We start from the raw sequence: 17,464 nt of genomic DNA on the forward strand, positions 1-17,464 counted from the left end.
GCATCGCAGCCTCGTACCTCGTCAGCGGCTACAGGGAATTTGAATCGTGCGAAAAAACTGTAGGAGCGAGCTTGTCTCGCGATTCTTTGATCTTCACCTGTCAGAAGTGGAACGAAACGCCGGTAGTGACGTTGAACGGGTCGCCCGGATAGAAGTTGGCCGAGTCCTGACCCTTGGCGTCATACGCGGTGTTGGTCGCCGTAGCGTAGCGCTGGTTGGTCAGGTTGCGGGCATCCACAAACACTTCCCATTTTTTGCTCGGGGCTTCGTAACCGACTTTAGCTCCCCAGAGGGTGTAGGACGGCGCACTCAGGGTGTTGGCAAAGTCGACGTAATAACTGGAAGCCGCACGCGCATTGAGTTGTGCGTAGAAACCACCCGCTTGCCGATATTGCAGCTCGGCCTGGTAAACCTGACGCGGCAGCCCCGGCAACTGGTTGTCGCCAAACGTTGAGTCGTGGCGGTAGTAAAAGTCGTTCAGGGTGTAAGCCTGACGCAACGACACCGTGTCGCCATTTTTGCCTTCCCAGAGCAATGCGTTGAGCCCCGCCTCTATCCCCTGGTGAATGGTCGGGCTGCCGTTGGAGGTGGCCACCAATTGGTCCTGAGTCGCCGTGGCCTGACGCACGACCACCGAGAGCAATTCCTTTTGCACCCATGAACGGTACACGGTCAGGCTGCCGTCAAACATGCCATGACCGCCGCGAATCCCGAACTCCACGGTGTTGGCCTTTTGCGGGCGGACATCGCGAATGTAGGGGGTCCCGGTGCTACCCAGTTGCCAGGTAACGGGGGGATCGACCGAACGGCTGACGTTGCCGAACAGCTCGAATTCCGGTGTCAGTTGATAGCGCAAGCCTAGACGCGGGGCCAGATCGGTTTCGGTGTATTCAACGCCGTTGGGGAAGGCACTGGTATTAACGCCGGTGGTGTATTTAATGTCGGCCTTGCGTTTGATATTGATCAGCGAGAGCCCGCTGGACAGCCAGGTTTTGTCGCCCAACTGCAACTCGTTCCCCAACGAGAACACCGTATCGCGAGAGCCGGTGTAATCGGTTTTCTGTAGCGTTGCACCGGTAACCCGACTGTGGGACTTCACGTCCGCCAGGTAAGACTGGGTATTGCTGAACGTCACGCTACTGTCGCTGGGCAAGCCCAGGAACGTGTCGCCCGTGCGCAGATAGCGCAGGGTCAGGTTGATATCTTTGGAGCGCCAGTCTTGGGGGGACGGGCTGTAGCGCCAGCCGTTCAACAGCGGATAGTCGTTGTAGCCCAGGCCCACTTCCAGCTTGGCGTTATCGTCAAAGGTGTAGGTGGTCTTGCTGCCCAACAGGGTCGAGCCGTCTTTCTTGCGACCAATCGGCACGGCGTTGCTGGTCGGGTCATGCTTGAGCTGATACTTGGTCAGCGTGTTGCCCTGGGTCAGGGTCTCTTCGCGATAACGCACAAAGAATCGCGTTTCCAGCTTTGGGTTGAACACGTAGCCAAAATTGGCGACCAGGCCTTGGCCTTTGTTGGACGTGTCGTCCTGATAACCATCGCGCTGGTTGTGCAGAACACTGACGTAGTAATCAGCATCACCCACGACCCCACCGGTGCTTAATTGCTCCTTTTGATAGCCGTAACTGCCCGCCTCAAAACGCGCGTAATTGCCTGGATCAGTGCGCCCGGTTTTACTCACAAAGTTGATGGCACCGCCCAGCGACAAGGCGGAGTAAAGGTAAGCGTTAGCGCCGTACAGCACGTCAGTGTGGTCCACCGCTTGCATGTCCAGCATGTCTTCCTGAGTACCGCCCGGCCCGGTCAGCGGCAGGCCGTCAAAGAGGAATTTGATGCCCAGCACATAGCCTTGATAGAAGGTATTGAGCCCCGAGCCACGAATGGAAATTTTGTTGGCGCTAGACCCACTGGTGGCCTGGGCGAACACACCGGGTTGCAAGGCCAGAACGTCTTCGGCATTGGCTGCGCGACCGCGCTCGATGTCCCGGTTGTCCACCACGGCGGTGTTGCCCGCCACTTTCTTCAGTTCTTTTTGCGCTTTCTGCGCCTCGCTGGCCTCGGCGCCGGTCACCACCACCGTGGCTAACGTAGGATCTTTGTCCTCGGCAGCCACCGCTGTGGCCTGAACCAGCATCAGGAGAATTCCCATGCTGGAAGCTGTCGCCAGTGCACTACGTCGTAATACTCGCCTTTCTGACGCACTGTTCATTATTAATGCTCCTGCCTGTTAGTGAGTGGAGCATCTATTCGTATAGTCTCGCTCTCACACGGACTTTTGCAGAGTTCGTGCCAGCCCAAAAACAGCGATTTCCGGCAATTAAAGAGCAACTTTCAGGTGTCAACCAAACAGTTTGTAAAGGGGCTGTTTGCATTTCAACAGTCGACCTGTTTTGAAATTTTCTTATAACAATTTGATCAGTGCATATGCATTTGCATCACGTGCCTTCTCTGCCGTGATGCCCGCGCCAGAGGGTTTTAGCCTGTCTACTGTTCAACACGTGTTGCTCCAGCAACAGTGCATGAACAATGCGCTGAATTAACCACACTGTTGTGTCTGACAATTAACAAAACACTCCCGATTTACGGCGCTTTTACTAGTTGGTATGGCTCTTGCTATTACTTTCCGCATGCCTGTTTGCTTCGGCAACTAAGTGCATTCAGTGGAGTGTATTGATCGCGAATACGACTTCGTTTTGCTAAAAGCCAGGAGTTATTAATGGCCAATGTCCAAACTGCCAGCGCGCTGGATGTGCTCTGGCGCCAGGGCCCCGGCGGCGAACTGCTTGATCTTGGGCGCACGTTTCGCGGCCCACTGTCATTGTCGCGCCTGCAGAGTACGCCCAAGCGCATCCTGAGCCGCCGTGAAGCAGTGCTGCTGGGGGTTTTCGCACTGGCACTGCACGGTGCGGTGATTTACTGGATCAGTCAGAACCCGACGCCGGTATTGCCGATCGTGCCGCCGGAAGTGCCGCCTATGACCATCGAGTTTTCTCAACCGGCACCGCCTGTGGTGGAACCGCCTCCGCCCGAGCCGGTTGTTCAGCCCGTGGTCGAGCCACCTCCGCCTGTAGAAGACGAACTGGCCGTAAAACCGCCACCGCCCAAGCCGATCCCAAAACCCAAGCCGGTGGTCAAGCCTGTGCCTAAACCCGTGGCCAAGCCTGTTGAACAACCGCCAGCGCCGCCGCAACCGGTTGCACCCCCTGCTCCACCCGCGCCGCCAGCCCCCGCGCCAATAACCCCGGCTTCTGCCAATGCCGGCTATTTGCACAACCCGGCGCCGGAATACCCGTCACTGGCCATGCGCCGTGGCTGGGAAGGCACTGTGCTGCTGCGGGTCCACGTGTTGGCCAGCGGTAAGCCTGGCGAAATCCAGATCCAGAAAAGCAGCGGTCGCGACCAACTCGACAACGCAGCCAAGGATGCGGTGAAGCGCTGGAGTTTTGTCCCGGCCAAACAAGGCAATGACCCGATTGACGGCTGGGTCAGCGTGCCGATTGATTTCAAAATCAAATAAGCCCGGACCTCAATTTTTACACCGCGAGCGTCCTGAAAAAGACGCGGCGCCTTGACCGTTTTGATGACCTAATTTAGAGAGCCTGAACCATGAACCTTATCGCTTCCCCCTTTGAATCCATTGAACATGCGGTCATCTGGCTGCTGATTATTTTCTCGGTGGCCACCTGGGGCCTGTTCTTGCTTAAAGGCGTGCAGTTCAGCCGCCTGAAAAACCAGGACCGTCGCTTCCTCAAACAATTCTGGGCCGCCACCAGCCTCGACTCGGCCGCCGAGCTGGCCAGCACGGCGCCGGGTGCTGCTGCCCGTGTAGCCCAAGCCGGCTATGCCGCCATTCAAGTGACCGATGCGCCACAGGCCAATGACCTGGCGCACAACATCAACCATCAAGACCGCCTTGAGCGCTCGCTGCGCCAGCAAATTGTGCGTGAACGTCGCTCGCTGGAAACCGGCCTGGCGATCCTCGCCAGTATCGGCAGCACCTCGCCTTTTATCGGTCTGTTCGGCACCGTGTGGGGCATCATGTCAGCCTTGAAAGGCATCAGCGCCGCCGGCTCTGCCAGCCTTGAAACTGTGGCGGGCCCGATTGGTGCAGCGCTGGTTGCCACCGGCGTCGGGATCGCGGTCGCAGTCCCTGCGGTGCTGGTTTACAACTACTTCCTGCGTCGCCTGAAACTGACCGCTGCTGACCTTGACGACTTCGCCCACGACTTCTACAGCCTGGCCCAGAAGAGCGCCTTCCGTGTGCACCTGCACCCGGTGCTGAACAAGTCTGCCGCGCCCGCGCAAAAAGTGAAGGAGGCATCCTGAGATGGCCTTTTCAACCCAAGACAACGACGAAGTACTCAGTGAAATCAACGTCACGCCGCTGGTCGACGTGATGCTGGTGCTGCTGGTGGTGTTTATCGTCACCGCGCCACTGCTGACCAACGCGATTCCGATCAATCTGCCCAAGACCGACTCGGTCGCCCCCGTGGAGCAAAAAGATCCGCTGGTGGTGAGCATCGACGATCAGGGCAAAGTGTTCATCAACAAGGATGAAGTTGAAGCGGGCCTGCTGGAGTTCAACCTGCAGGCGGCCAAGGCCAAAGACCCGGAAGTTCGCGTGCAGTTGCAAGCCGATAACGGTGTGAACTACGGCGAAGTGGCACGCGCCATGGCCTCGATTGAGCGCGCCGGGATCACCAAGCTGTCGGTGATTACGGCCAAGTGAAATAACCCGCAGCCTTCTGGCAACCCCCTGACACGACGTCGGGGGGCGACATTCAAACGAGGTGAACACACGTGACTGTCACACAGCTAAATGCCAGGAAGGCACCGTTGGACATCGCTCGAGAGCTGGCAGTCGAGTTCGCCCTGACCGCGGTGGAGCGTGATGCCCAAGGCGGCACGCCCAAGCACCAACGTAATCTTTTGCGCGACAGCGGCCTGCTGGCCATGAGCATTCCGGGCCAGTTCGACGGCCTCAACGCCACCTGGTCCGAAACGTTTGAAGTGGTGCGCGAATTTGCACGGGTGGACAGTTCTATTGCCCATGTCTTCGGCTTCCATCACCTGATGCTGGCCACTGTGCGACTGTTCGCCAAGCCCTCGCAATGGCAAACCTGGTTCAAGCTGACGGCGAACAAAAATTGGTTCTGGGGCAATACCCTCAACCCGCTGGACACCCGCACCGTGGTCAAGGAGCGTGAAGGCTGGCGTGAGTTCTCCGGCAAAAAAAGCTTCTGCTCCGGCGCCAACGACTCTGAAATGCTGATTGCCTCTGCGATTGACGAAAGCGCAGGCGGCAAGCTGCTGATAGCCGCCATCCCCAGCGCCCGCTCGGGCATTACCTTGCACAACGACTGGCACAACATGGGCCAGCGTCAGACCGACAGCGGCAGCGTGACGTTCCAGCGTGTACGGGTTGAAGACTCGGACTTGCTGCTCGATCCCGGCCCGCTGAGCACGCCCTTTGCCTGCCTGCGGCCGCTGATAGCCCAACTGCATTTCGCCAATATTTTTCTCGGCATCGCCGAAGGCGCCTTTGAAGAAGCGCGCCGCTACACCCTGGAAGAAACCCGGCCCTGGTTTAAATCCAGCGCTACCCAAAACACTCAGGACCCATACATTCTTGGCCATTACGGCGACTTTTGGGTCGCTCTGGAAAGCACCCGCTTGCTGGTCGAACGCGCCGGAGCCGTACTGGACGAGGCCTGGGCCAAAGGCCCGGCGCTGACCAGTGAAGAGCGCGGTGAAGTCGCCATCGCCATTGCTACCGCCAAAGTGGCCGCCAGCCGCAATGGCCTGGAGTTGTGTAGCAAGGTCTTCGAGGTCACCGGAGCGCGCGCGACGCAAACCTCCGTGGCGCTCGACAGGCACTGGCGCAACCTGCGCACGCAGAGCCTGCACGACCCTCTGGACTACAAGCTTCAGGAACTGGGCGACTGGGCACTTAACGGCACGTCCCCCATCCCGACATTTTATTCATAGGGACCGACATGCAACTGCTAACCCTCCCCCCTTCCCCAGCCTTGGCCACCTCGATCCGGGCAACTGCGCAAGTCTTTGAAGACCCCAAGTCCAAAGCCTTGCTCCAGCACCTGCAACAAATCGCGCCCAGTGATGCGAGCGTGCTAATCATTGGTGAAACCGGCACCGGCAAAGAACTGATTGCGCGCCATATTCACAACCTCAGCGCGCGCAAACACCAGCCTTTTCTGGCCGTAAACTGCGGTGCGTTCTCAGAATCGCTGGTGGAATCCGAACTCTTCGGCCATGAGAAAGGCGCCTTTACCGGCGCGCTGGGCGCCAAGGCAGGCTGGTTCGAAGAAGCCAACGGCGGCACCCTGTTTCTCGATGAAATTGGTGATTTGCCAATGCCGATTCAGGTCAAGCTGCTGCGTGTTCTACAAGAGCGCGAAGTGGTCCGCCTGGGCTCGCGCAAAAGCATTCCCATCAACGTCCGTGTCCTGGCGGCCACCAACGTACAGCTGGAAAAAGCCATCAACGCCGGGCACTTTCGCGAAGACCTGTTCTATCGCCTGAACGTGGTCAACCTGGAACTCACCCCACTGCGCGAACGCCCCGGCGACATCCTCCCGCTGACCCGCTACTTCATCGACACCTACAGCCGTCGACTGGGTTATGGCGACGTCGTACTGAGCCCGGAGGCAGAGCAAAAACTCGCGCACTCCAACTGGCCGGGCAACATCCGCGAACTTGAAAACGTCATCCACCACACCCTGCTGATCTGCCGCGACGGTGTAATCCAAAGTGACGACCTGCGCATGTCCAACCTGCGCATCACCCGACCAGAAACCAGCAGCGTCAACAGCGACCAGAGCGCCGAAGAACTGCTGGAACATGCATTCCAGCGGCTGTTCGAAAGCCAGTCTGACAACCTCCACGAAAACGTCGAGCGCAGCCTGCTGCGTGCGGCCTATCGTTTTTGCCACCACAACCAGGTCCACACCGCCAAACTGCTGGGGCTGAGTCGCAACGTCACCCGCACCTTGCTGATCAACCTCGGGGAATTAAAAGTCAACAAACGCAGCGCAACAGAACCCAAGCAAGATGAACGCGTGTTGCATTTGTCGATTTGAAAACTGCCTTGCGGTAACAACAAAACCCTGTAGGAGCGAGCTTGCCTCGCGATCTTTTAAATAGTCAAAAGATCGCGAGGCAAGCTCGCTCCTACAGAGTGGAGTATTTTCAAGCAGCATTAGGTGAACAACTTTTTAAAAGAGCATTATTTTGATTAACAAACCAAACCTGACGACTTCATCTTAAAGATTTAATCCAGCGTTCAAAAAATTCGCGCTGAACGAGTGGATCGTTAGTAACTCCTTCAGCATCATAGTCAAAAATATTGACCAAATTCTCCCTGAAAGCTTGCTTCCCAAGGGTCAGCTCATACGCCAAAAGCCCTGATGACATTTGCGAAGAGGCTCTTGAAGGATGAACATTGACTTTCGCCCCCTTACAAAAGAACTCAATATTTGACAACATGGCTCTTAATTTTATAAAGCTCGAAAATAAGTTTTCTGCACAACAAGAATACACAGCCCCATTTACAGCCAAATCAATGCAGGACGACTCAACGTCATATGACAGCTTTGCTTTTACTAAGAGGCCGTCAATTTTTACCGCAATTTCTCGATCATCCACTTTTATTCCCTCGCGAGATTAGGAATAGAATAGCCCATGTGAGTTCCATCAGCATTTAACGGAGTAACTCCTAACACATCTTCCTTTCTTATGTTTCCTGGGATAGCAATTTCCATCTCTTCAGGAAATGGCACTTTCCCTCCTAATTCACGGTTTACGTCTCGCCCGCTCATCAAGCGCAATGTATAAAGATATCCTCTCTTTGTTCTATACACTGTTCCAAAGTCGATAGCCACCTCAGGAGAGATAGACGTACTCACAAAATTACTGGGAGGCGTATTATTATCAAACACATGCAACTCCAAGTCCGTGCTATCTCCCTTACTTTGGAAACCTTCTTTGAATATAGTTTCATGCGATCGTGTATCCCCCCGGTACAAGTAACCTGTTTCAAAGCCAGGAACTGCGGGTGCGCCGTCATCAATAGCTGCGTGTACTTTTGATGAATCGGTACCAAGCCCACTATTTGACTTGACACCACCTTCACTACACAACCCCAACGGATCCACCCACCCTGTCGGGTTGGGCACGTACTGGTAGCTGTTCAGCCCGCCCGCGAGTTTGATCGGGTCGGGGGTGAGGTAGCGGCCGGTGTTTGGATTGTAGTAGCGATGGCGGTTGTAGTGTAGTCCGCTCTCTTCGTCGTAATACTGGCCCTGAAAGCGCAGCGGGTTGGTGATTTCGGCCTTGTCGAGTTTGAGGACGTTGCCGTAGGCCCGGTAATGAGCAGACCAGGCAATTTGGCCGCGATGGTCGGTGAGTTCTTGTGGCGTGCCCAGGTGGTCGAGTTGGTAGTGGTAAACCTGTGCTGCGTCGCCTTCCCCCTGGAGCAAGGCCAGCGGCTTGAAGGTGCCCGGTTCGTATAAGTAGCTGCAGTAGTGGCTGATGCCACGCAGGCCTTTTTGTTGGGCGCTTTCGGCGATCAGGCGTTCGCCCTGCCAGAGATATTGCGTAGTGGTGCCACCATGGTCTTTGCTGATACGCCGCCCGAAAGCGTCGTAGCGGTACGTCACCTGGCTGCCGTCTGGCAAGGTGATGCCGATCAGGCGCTGCTGACTGTCGTAGCGGTAGTCGCGGGTCAGGCGTTGGCCTGTTCCGCGTCGCTCTTGGCGCAGGTTGCCGTAGGCGTCGTACTCAAAATGGCTGTCGCCTTGCATCAGCAGGCGGTTGCCTTTGATATTGGCGTGGCGGCTGTGCCGTTGGCCGTCGATGCTTTGGTCGAGCAGGTTGCCCGCTGGGTCATGGACGAAGTGTTCGGTCAGTTGGCCGCGTACTTCGGTCAGGCGGTCGAGCGGGTCGTAGGCGTAGCTTTTCTGTCCTTTACGGCTGTCACTGAGCAGGCTGAGGTTGCCATTGGCATCGTAGCGATAGTGACGGCGGTACAGCGGCTGACCATCGATGTCGCCACGGGCATTCAGTTGGCTGACGGCGTGGTCTTGCAGCCGGCCTTGTTCGTCGTATTGGTAGTGGCTGACCACGTAGCCTTGTTGGCGGACGGTTTCCAGCCCCGCTTCGTAGCGATGCCCGGTGAGGGTTTTGCCGTTGAGGTCGATGCCTTTGAGGGCGCCGCCTTTTTGATAGTGGTAGTGCAGACGGTTGCCATCGGGCAGACGGCAGTCGCTAAGTTGGCCGAGTGTGTCGTACTGATAACGCAGGGTCGCCCAGCCTTGATGCTCACTGACAAGGCGATCTTGCAGGTCGTATTCGTAGGCCAGCGGCCAGGCACCATCGTCGACGGCAGTCAAGCGACCCAAAGTGTCGTAGGTGTAGGTGATTTCGCTGCCATCAGGCAGGGTTTTATTTGTCAGCCGCCCTGCAGGGTCGCGCGCGTAGGCAGTGACCAGCGGAGCACTGTCAGGATGTTCTGCGTCCGGGTATTCGGTCTTTTCCAGCAACTGCCCTTTAAGGTCGTAGGCATAAGCAGTTTTACGGCCATCAAAGCCGATTTCTTGCTGGATCAAACCGTTGGGGTAGTACTCAAGCTGGTAGTGCTCGTGCCGCTCGTTTTCGAGACCGGTCAACAATAAGCGGGCGTTGTCGTAGCGGTAGTTGAGCTGGCTGCCATCAGAGTTGATGCGGCGGCTGATCAGGTGCAGGTTGTCGGCGTATTCGTAGCGGGTGATATGGCCGCGCTCATCGCGTTCGGCCGTGACTTTGCCGTAGGCGTTGTAGCTCCAGGCGCGGGTTTTACCGCCGGGCAAGATGATTTGGCTGAGACGGTTGGCAGCGTCCCACTGGTATTGAGTGAGGGCGCCCCGCTCGTCCTGCCGGGTGATGGTGCGACCCTGTGCATCGTAGCGATAACGCCGTTGCGTGCCGTCTGGCAGTGTTTCGTCGAGCAGTTGCCCAAGCGGGTTCCAGGTCAGTGTGTGCTGGCTCCCGTCCGGGTAGTACAGGCCGCTGAGTTGGCCTTTGGCAGTGTATTTGTAGTGGGTTAGATTGCCGTCCGGGTCGGTCTGGCAGGTAATGTCGCCCTGGTTGTTGCGTTCATATTTCCAACTGGCAAGACCGCGCTGTACTTTGCGCACATGGCCATTGAAGTAGCTGTAGAACGTTGGTTCGTCAGTGGGCGGGATCAGTGCCGTAAGCTGCCCGGCCTCGTTGTACTGGTATTCGGTAACAGCGCCGAGCGGGTCTTTTTCAGCGATCAGGCGGCCTTTGTCATCGTAGGCCTTTTGGTGCTCAGCGCCATCCGGGTCGATCTGGCTGACTAGCCGCGCATTGTCGTCATGCACATACACTTGCTGGCTGCCGTCCCGGTTTTTAACCGTGACCGAGCCTTGGTCGTCCCATTCGTAGGTGGCGTCCATCTGCCCGAAGTTAGCCCAATGACGGATGCAACGTGCCTGCTTGCCCGTGTGTTGCCACTGCCAGTAAAACGCCGCGCCACCCCCCAGTTGCCGTTCCTGGATGACGTGTTGGGCGTCATAGCGGTAGTGCTCGGTTTCTTCCAGCGCATTGCTCGCGCTGATCAGTTGCCCCGCAGCGTTGTATCGATAGGTGACCTGCGTGTAGAGAGTTGACCAGCGCTCAAGGTGAATCCCGCACTTGGCGTAGTGGTCATTTGAGCGCTCGGCAAATTCACGGCTGTCATCGTATTGCTGGTAGTCAACAGCGCTGAGGCGTGCGTCGGTGTAGCGCAGCAGCAAGGCGCGGCCGGCACCGTTGTCTATGCGGTGCAGTCGCCCTTGCTGGTAGGTAATTTTCAGCCGGTTGCCGTAGGCGTCGCTGATGGCGATCAGTCGCAGGTCGTTGAAGTGATAGAAGCGGCTGCTTTTACCGGCGTGGGCGAGGATCAACTCGCCATCATGGTCGCCCAGGTAAATCGCCGCCTTGGCCAAGCTGTTGATGATGGCCGGGCGTTGTGCGCTGGGCTGCGGAAAGCGGGTCTGACGATTCTCTTGGTCAGTCCACACCAGTTCGTCGCCTTCGCGTTGCAGGCGGTGGGACAGTGTGTGGCTCCAGCCAAAGCCCAAATCGCCGTTTACTTCGACCGCGCTGGTGCGATACAGGCGCGTCCACTCAAGGGGCAGCGCGCCGTTGAGCACGCCATCGGTCAGGGTCAGGAGTTCTTCACCGGTGACCATTGAAACCGGGCAGCCGTGGGTTTGGGTGTCTTTGGCAGGTTCGGCAGGTTTGCCGTTGGGGGCCCTGGATTGCGACGGGGCATCGTCGACGTGCTCGACCACCTCCAGCGTGGTTCTCGCCTTGGATTTGCTTCGGGCTATAACCGTGGCATCAGGGATGCTTTGGGCGGGGGTTAGGCCACTCTGCGGTTTGATATCCAGATCAGCCTTCAATCCTGGATCCAGGCGACCCTCGCTTTGCAGCAAAATCGGCTTGCCCACTGTGGCGTGGTGAGTGGATCGCGCTTTGCTGGTGCGCATCAGCAGGTCGACAAAACCTTCCAGCAATCGAGTCGCTTTTGCGCTTTCAACCACAGTGTTGGCCCCCTTGATAGAGAGCCGTACAGCCAGGCCAATCCCCCCACTGAATATGATGCCGAGGACGATATTGATCAGAACGTCAGTGGTGAGGCGCGCTTGTATCTCGCTACGAACTTGGGGCGGTAATAGTTTGAGCCAGGCGATCAAGGCTGAGAAATAAGACCACATCAGTGGCTCATCGCTGGCAATTAGCAGCGCGGTTTCCAGTTTTTCTTTGGAGGCATTCAAGAGCAACTTCAGTTGCTCTTCGCTGAGGAACTTTTTGAACTTTTCGTAGCTCTGCTGGGGGCGGCTAATCAGCTTCAAGAAACCAACGATGTCATCCCACACGGCCAACAATGACTTGATAAGGCCACTCCACTGGCTCTTGATCTCGATCCAGGAACGTCCCAGTGCATCGGCTTCCTGATGAGCTTGCCAGAGCGACAGATATTCAGTGTCCCACTGGGTACTCAGCCACTGGCTCAGGTCACTGAGCACCTCCTGATAAGAGTTAAAAAACGCATCTAGCTGCTCAGAAGTGATCTGCGGGTAAAAGGTGACGTGGTATTGCTGATTGGGCAGGCAGCCCTCGACACGCGTGATACCGGTGGCATCAATCAACGCTTTGATCTCGACTCCACCCCCCACTGGCACCAAGCGCACTTGGGTATTGCCTATGGGTATAAAACGCGCTGCTTCAAAGGCGTGGACCAACGTCACGGTAGAATCGCGCTGGCATTGGGCATACATTTCCGCCGGCGCTTGATCGTCCTTGTCACGGGTCACTACTTCATCGCCGACACGAAACATTTGCTCGACATCGATCATGCCGCCGTACCAGGAGTCCGCCCGATCCCGATAGCCTTCGATGCAGTGTTCTAGCTCTTGCAAAACCTGCTTTACGTCAGGCTGGGTGTCGCCAATAGTCAGAAGCATTTTGCCGATAATCGTGATCATGGTTACGCACAAACCTCTTGCTGCACATGAGCCAACAAGAGCCCGCTGTTTTTACGTTGTGTAGGGGATGAGCGCTGTACGAAATGCTCGACTTTCAGCCGCAAATGGGCTTCGCCAATCGATGCATACAACGGCGCGTGAGCGTCTTTGAGCCACTGCATGAGGTTGTCGATTACGGTGTTGAGGTCCTGCTCAGCGAGGCTGTCGAGCAGGTCACCGGGCACTTGCCACCACGGGAATGCTTGCGCGGCAAGCACCTCACCCTGCCCCACCGTGACCGGCTGGCCGTTGATCCAGTAGCGGTCGAAGACCGGCAAGACATCACGGGTCGCTGTGCCCAAATGCTGGAGGATGGGCAGCCAGTGGCGACCGTCCCAGAACCGCAAAAACACGGCTTCACCAGCAGGCATCAGGACCTGGGTCAAACTGCGCAAGTGTTCGGTAATACGTTGCGGGCTGGCCGTGGAGATGGCCAACCAGCCCCAATCGTCAGCATCGATTTGCTCCGCCCACTGGATGAACTCACTGTCAGGCGTCAGCCTCAGTAGATAAGGCATGACCGGGAGCCAGTCGGCATAGGCAGTGTCAGCCCACAGCCTGTCTGGTGGCTCGACTCCACCTTGTTGGCGGTAGGCCGCTAGCGGGTCGGCATCGCTGGTGGAACTGATGACCGCGTACAGGCTTTCGCCGGGGCACAGCGGGTGGTCTGTCAGCCATTGCCGGGGGGTTAAAGGCTCAGATGTCACAAACGCCTCCTTTGCATTTTTCGCACTCTTCGCAGAAAGGTGCGTTGCGCTTGAGGCTGCTGATTTGGGTCGGGGTCAAGACGGCTGCAGTCAGTGCTGCAACGGTAGAGGTGACGGCGGGCAACGCCGGTGTGCCGGGCATCGGTACGCCACCGGGCAGGATCGGTGAACTGACGTAGATCCCGGCAGCGCTGACGATCAGATGCTGGCCGCCCGCCGTCAGCGAGATACACGCCCCTGCCGAAAACACCACATGGGCACCGGCCTTGATCGTGACTTCCATCCCCGCGTCGACCGTCAGCGCGCCCCCCACCTGGGTGTGGCTGCTGGCGGCTACCTGGCGAAAATCGTTGGCATTGAGTTGGGCCTTGCGATCACCGCTGACGGTGCGTTGATCATCACCTTTGAGCACCGAAACGCTGTTGCCGGTGACGGTCTCAGCGCGCTGACCATCGATTTGCACCAGCGAGTCGTTTTTGATGTGTTGTTCAAGGTCGCGCTGGGCGTGCAGGTAGATCAGTTCCTGGCCCAGTCGGTCTTCAATGTGCAGTTCGTTGTAGCCTGTGCCGTTCGGGGTGCTGCGGCTGCGCAACACGCTGCGGGTTTTGTAGGCGGGCAACGGATAGGGAGGCGGGTTGAGGCTATTGACCAGACAACCCGAAATCACCGGCTGGTCCGGATCCCCCTCCAGAAACGCCACCAGCACTTCCATGCCGACCCGTGGCACGCTCACTGCGCCATGGCTGTCACCGGCCCAGGTTGAGACCACCCGCAGCCAGCAACTGCTGGCGTCGTTGTTTCGGCCTTCACGGTCCCAATGAAACTGCACCTTTACCCGACCGTACTGATCGCAATGCACCTCGTCGTTGACGGGGCCGGCGACCCGGGCAGTCAGCAGGCCCAGCACCTGAGGCTTGAGATGTTTGAGTGGCGGGCGGTAGAACACGTCCCACGGGGTGGCTGCGAAGTCGTTGCGATAGCCCTGGGTAAACCCGTCAGTTGGCTTGTCGTCCAGATCAGTCCCGGTCTCTTCGAGCACCTGCGGCTGTCGGCCCTGATGATGGATTTCAGTCAGCAGCCACATCGCGTTCCAGTCGCCGTGGGGGTGCTCGCTCAGGGTCATGAAATGGCCACTGATAAAACCGCAGTCGTCACTTTCGCCATTGGCCAGACAGCGGTCAGCGCGTTGGCGCTCTAGGGCCCGCTGGCTGAGCAACTGGCCGCGCTGTTCGAGGCTGAAGTGGCCCGGGTAGCGGTAATCCTCAAGATCTCGCTCGACGCGCTGGGTGTCGGGGCCGTAGCTCGCCTCGATCTCGCGACTGGCGGTTTCGAAGGTGTAATCGCGCAAGGTGCTGCGGGTGGAACGGGTGTTGATGCCCACTTCGAAATAGCTGACTACCGGCGCCTCGGCAACCAGGCCGCTTTCGCCCTGATAAGGCACGGGATGATCGAGTTTGGCGAAGGCCCTCTGGCCATCACCGAAGACCAATTGATGGCCTTGGGCTGAGTGACGGAAGTGGTAGTGAATGCCCTCTTCTTCGCACAGGCGCTGAATGAAGTGCAGATCCGTTTCGTGGTATTGCACGCAGTAGTCGCGAACCGGGTAGGTCCCGTGCAGGTTGAAGGCGTAGGCATTGCTGAGAATGCCGTGCTCCTCGAGGAGCCGGGCAATGATCTGCTCGACCGTCAGTTGCTGGAACATGCGCTGGTTGGTGCGATGCTCGAGGTAGGCCAGTTGCGGCACGAGGGTCAGGGTATACACCGTCAGGCGCTGGCGGGTCTGGCCTTGGGCAATGGCATAGATGAGCCCGTGAACGCCGCCTCCGCCGTCGGCATACGCCAAAAAGGCCGGAGCATGCAGCAGTGCCACCAGATCCAGATCGGCCCGCGGGCTGACCAGTACCAGCTCGAAGGCATAAGGCGTGCTGATGGCCTCATCACCTTTGAATGACAAGACTTGAAGGTCATCAGCGAAGCCGTCAATGGTCAGGCTGAAACAAAACTGAGGCTGCGAGCGTGACATCCGCGACTCCTTGCGCTGCGGTCGCCCTGATGTAACAAAACGTCAGGGTTTATCGGTGCGCAAGTGTGCAATCACGGCATTGGGGCTGGATGTAGGCTGGGTCTATGACGGCCTGAGCATTAGGCGAATATCGAGTAGGAAGGCTGAATGCTAAGTGTAGGAGGGGCCGCCCAGTCGCGCAGCAGACAGGCCACTGTAGTCGCTGACGAGGTACGAAGGCTGCGATCGGCTGCGTGCAGCCGTGAAACCATCCACCTCGGTATTCTTAAGTACATATCCATTGCTGCGGCAAAGACCACTTAGGGTTCCGGCCTTACGCCGGGCCTCTTAGATCAAGATCACAAGCCAGATCAAGATCAAAAGATCGCGAGCAAGCTCGCTCCTACAGGGCCTTTAGTGTCAATCACTTATTTTGTGTTTGGTAAGAGTGAGCTTGCCTCGCGATCTTTTCGACCCGCGAGGCAAAGGCTACAGCCCGTATTAAAACAATCCGGAGGTCGGTGGCGGTGTGCCTTTCAGTTGCCATGAGCCAACGGCAGAAGCTTTCCAGTGCCGTGGGTTGTGGTTGGCCACGGTGCGTGCGTTGCGCCAGTGTCGGTCCAGGTTGTGCCCGCGCCCTGTGGTCGAGGCGCCGCCCACGTCGAACACCAACTCGGCAGCCTTGAGCGCCGACTCGGCAGCAATGTATTGCGCTTGCGCCACATCGACGGCGGCCTGGTCGACCAGATGCGGATCGAGGTCGCCCGCCCATGCCCGGTCAATGGACTCTGCCGCGTGCAACACCACCGCTTCGGCGGTGAAGGCACGGGCCGAGATGTCACCGACGCTCAATTCAACATAAGGGTCGTCCACCGAGCGGCTGGCGCTGCTGTGCTTGATGGGCCGGGCATGCTCATTGGCAAACGCAACGGCGTCGTTCAAGGCGTTGCGTGCAATGCCCGCCTGAACCGCCGCCAGGAACAATTGCAAAAACGGCGTGACAATTGTGCGCTTGCCCTCTTCTACCGTCCGTGTACGGATTTCGTCAGCCAGCACTTGCACGTTGTTCAGGCGCGTGGTGCCACTGGCGGTCAGGCGCTGGCCCATCGCGTCAAAATCGTCGAGCAACTCCAGACCCTTGCGGTTGCGCGGCAGGATAAACGAAACCGGTTGATCCTCTTCGTCCAACGCCACTGCGCTGACCCAGTCAGCGTACAGCGAGCCGGTGCTGTAATACTTGCTGCCAGTGGCCCGGTAGTGGTCGCCGTCGCGCACGATCCGCGCGCTGATCGAGCCGTTGGCACCGCCCACTTCCCAGCCGGCATTGCCCACTACGATGCCGTCCAGGTAGCGGGCAAACCAGCGCTCGCGCTCGGTTTCGGCCTGTTCGCTGGATGACGCCAGCAAGCCTTCGACAAAGCCAAACCCCGGGCGCAATGCTTGGGCGACGTTGGAATCTGCGGCGGCAATGCGGATCAATAACCGGATCACATCCTTGACCGAACCGCCGCTGCCGCCATAACGCACGGGGATGCGCGTGGTGAAAAAACCGGCCTTGGCAATCTGCGCCACCGCATCAAACGGCAGCAGGCGATCACGCTCGCGTTGTGCGGCCCCCGCAGCAATTGCGGGCAATATTTCATCGGCCCGGAGATTCAGTGTGTCGATCGTGGCAATGGCCTGCTCAGTAACAAGAGACAACGTAGTCATGACAATTCCTTAAGGTGTTCAAGCTTAAATAGCGATCTTCCACAGTTGCGATTCGTCAAATCGCAACGCCGTGCTTTCTGCTTCCAGCGGTGGCACCACCAGCTCACTGTCGGCGCCCGGCAAACGCGGCACTGCGCCCAAGAGGCGTTGGGTGTAAGCGTGTTTGGGATGTTCAAAAAGTTCTTCGACCGGGGCGCTTTCAACCACTTGGCCGCGACGCATCACCAGCACTTCGTCACTGACATGGCGGATCACGCCCAGGTCATGGGAAATAAAAAGGTAGGCCAGCCCCAACGAGGCTTGCAGGTCAGCCAGCAGGTCCAGTACTTGCGCCTGCACCGAGACATCGAGGGCCGAGACCGGCTCGTCACAAATGATCACTTTAGGGTTGCTGGCAATGGCCCGGGCGATGGCCACCCGTTGCCGCTGGCCGCCCGACAGTTGCAAGGGACGGC

Annotated in this window: 12 protein-coding genes; 5 read left to right on the forward strand and 7 right to left on the reverse strand. The window is 57.9% G+C overall.

Annotation, left to right across the window (positions count from 1 at the left end; genetic code table 11):
• Nucleotides 1-100 precede the first annotated feature (100 nt).
• Nucleotides 101-2,149 (reverse strand): TonB-dependent receptor domain-containing protein, encoded by a 2,049-nt coding sequence (locus tag GHO41_RS14675; RefSeq protein ID WP_256678778.1) that lies wholly within the window; start codon nt 2,147-2,149, stop codon nt 101-103.
• A gap of 567 nt (nt 2,150-2,716) precedes the next feature.
• Here GHO41_RS14675 and GHO41_RS14680 point away from each other — a divergent pair.
• The 5 genes from GHO41_RS14680 (at nt 2,717) to GHO41_RS14700 (ending at nt 7,100) form a co-directional block, all read left to right on the forward strand.
• Nucleotides 2,717-3,517 (forward strand): energy transducer TonB, encoded by an 801-nt coding sequence (locus GHO41_RS14680; RefSeq protein WP_048388490.1) that lies wholly within the window; start codon nt 2,717-2,719, stop codon nt 3,515-3,517.
• Nucleotides 3,518-3,606: 89 nt separating this feature from the next.
• Nucleotides 3,607-4,326, forward strand: a complete 720-nt coding sequence (locus GHO41_RS14685; protein ID WP_048368933.1) for a MotA/TolQ/ExbB proton channel family protein — start codon at nt 3,607-3,609, stop codon at nt 4,324-4,326.
• A gap of 1 nt (nt 4,327) precedes the next feature.
• The gene (locus tag GHO41_RS14690) at nt 4,328-4,729 is read left to right on the forward strand and encodes a biopolymer transporter ExbD (protein ID WP_048368932.1); all 402 of its coding nucleotides are present in this window, start codon (nt 4,328-4,330) and stop codon (nt 4,727-4,729) included.
• 71 nt (nt 4,730-4,800) lie between these two features.
• Nucleotides 4,801-5,988 carry an acyl-CoA dehydrogenase family protein gene (locus tag GHO41_RS14695; RefSeq protein WP_048368931.1) on the forward strand — a complete coding sequence of 396 codons (1,188 nt, stop codon included), beginning with the start codon at nt 4,801-4,803 and terminating at the stop codon, nt 5,986-5,988.
• An 8-nt stretch (nt 5,989-5,996) separates the two neighbouring features.
• Nucleotides 5,997-7,100: a sigma-54-dependent Fis family transcriptional regulator gene (locus tag GHO41_RS14700; RefSeq protein WP_048368930.1), complete on the forward strand. Its 1,104-nt coding sequence runs from the start codon at nt 5,997-5,999 to the stop codon at nt 7,098-7,100.
• Between the two features lie 178 nt (nt 7,101-7,278).
• Here GHO41_RS14700 and GHO41_RS14705 read toward each other — a convergent pair whose 3' ends face one another.
• The 6 genes from GHO41_RS14705 to GHO41_RS14730 all read right to left on the reverse strand — a co-directional run.
• The gene (locus tag GHO41_RS14705; RefSeq protein ID WP_153433977.1) at nt 7,279-7,665 is read right to left on the reverse strand and encodes a hypothetical protein; all 387 of its coding nucleotides are present in this window, start codon (nt 7,663-7,665) and stop codon (nt 7,279-7,281) included.
• Between the two features lie 2 nt (nt 7,666-7,667).
• Entirely contained in the window at nt 7,668-12,551 is a 4,884-nt protein-coding gene (locus tag GHO41_RS14710; protein ID WP_153433978.1) for an RHS repeat-associated core domain-containing protein, read from the reverse strand.
• Between the two features lie 2 nt (nt 12,552-12,553).
• Nucleotides 12,554-13,297, reverse strand: coding sequence for a DUF4123 domain-containing protein (locus GHO41_RS14715; RefSeq protein ID WP_371928932.1), 744 nt, complete (start codon nt 13,295-13,297; stop codon nt 12,554-12,556).
• Nucleotides 13,287-15,320 (reverse strand): type VI secretion system tip protein VgrG, encoded by a 2,034-nt coding sequence (locus tag GHO41_RS14720; RefSeq protein ID WP_153433979.1) that lies wholly within the window; start codon nt 15,318-15,320, stop codon nt 13,287-13,289. Before GHO41_RS14720 ends, GHO41_RS14715 begins: the two co-directional genes overlap by 11 nt.
• Nucleotides 15,321-15,800: 480 nt before the next feature.
• Nucleotides 15,801-17,009, reverse strand: a complete 1,209-nt coding sequence (locus tag GHO41_RS14725) for an acyl-CoA dehydrogenase family protein (RefSeq protein ID WP_153433980.1) — start codon at nt 17,007-17,009, stop codon at nt 15,801-15,803.
• Between the two features lie 24 nt (nt 17,010-17,033).
• Nucleotides 17,034-17,464, reverse strand: a 431-nt coding sequence (locus tag GHO41_RS14730; protein WP_153433981.1) for an ABC transporter ATP-binding protein, incomplete at its 5' end; no start/stop codon positions are given.

Origin of the sequence: Pseudomonas sp. FSL R10-0399 (genome assembly GCF_009600165.1) — a bacterium.
GTDB lineage: Bacteria > Pseudomonadota > Gammaproteobacteria > Pseudomonadales > Pseudomonadaceae > Aquipseudomonas > Aquipseudomonas helleri.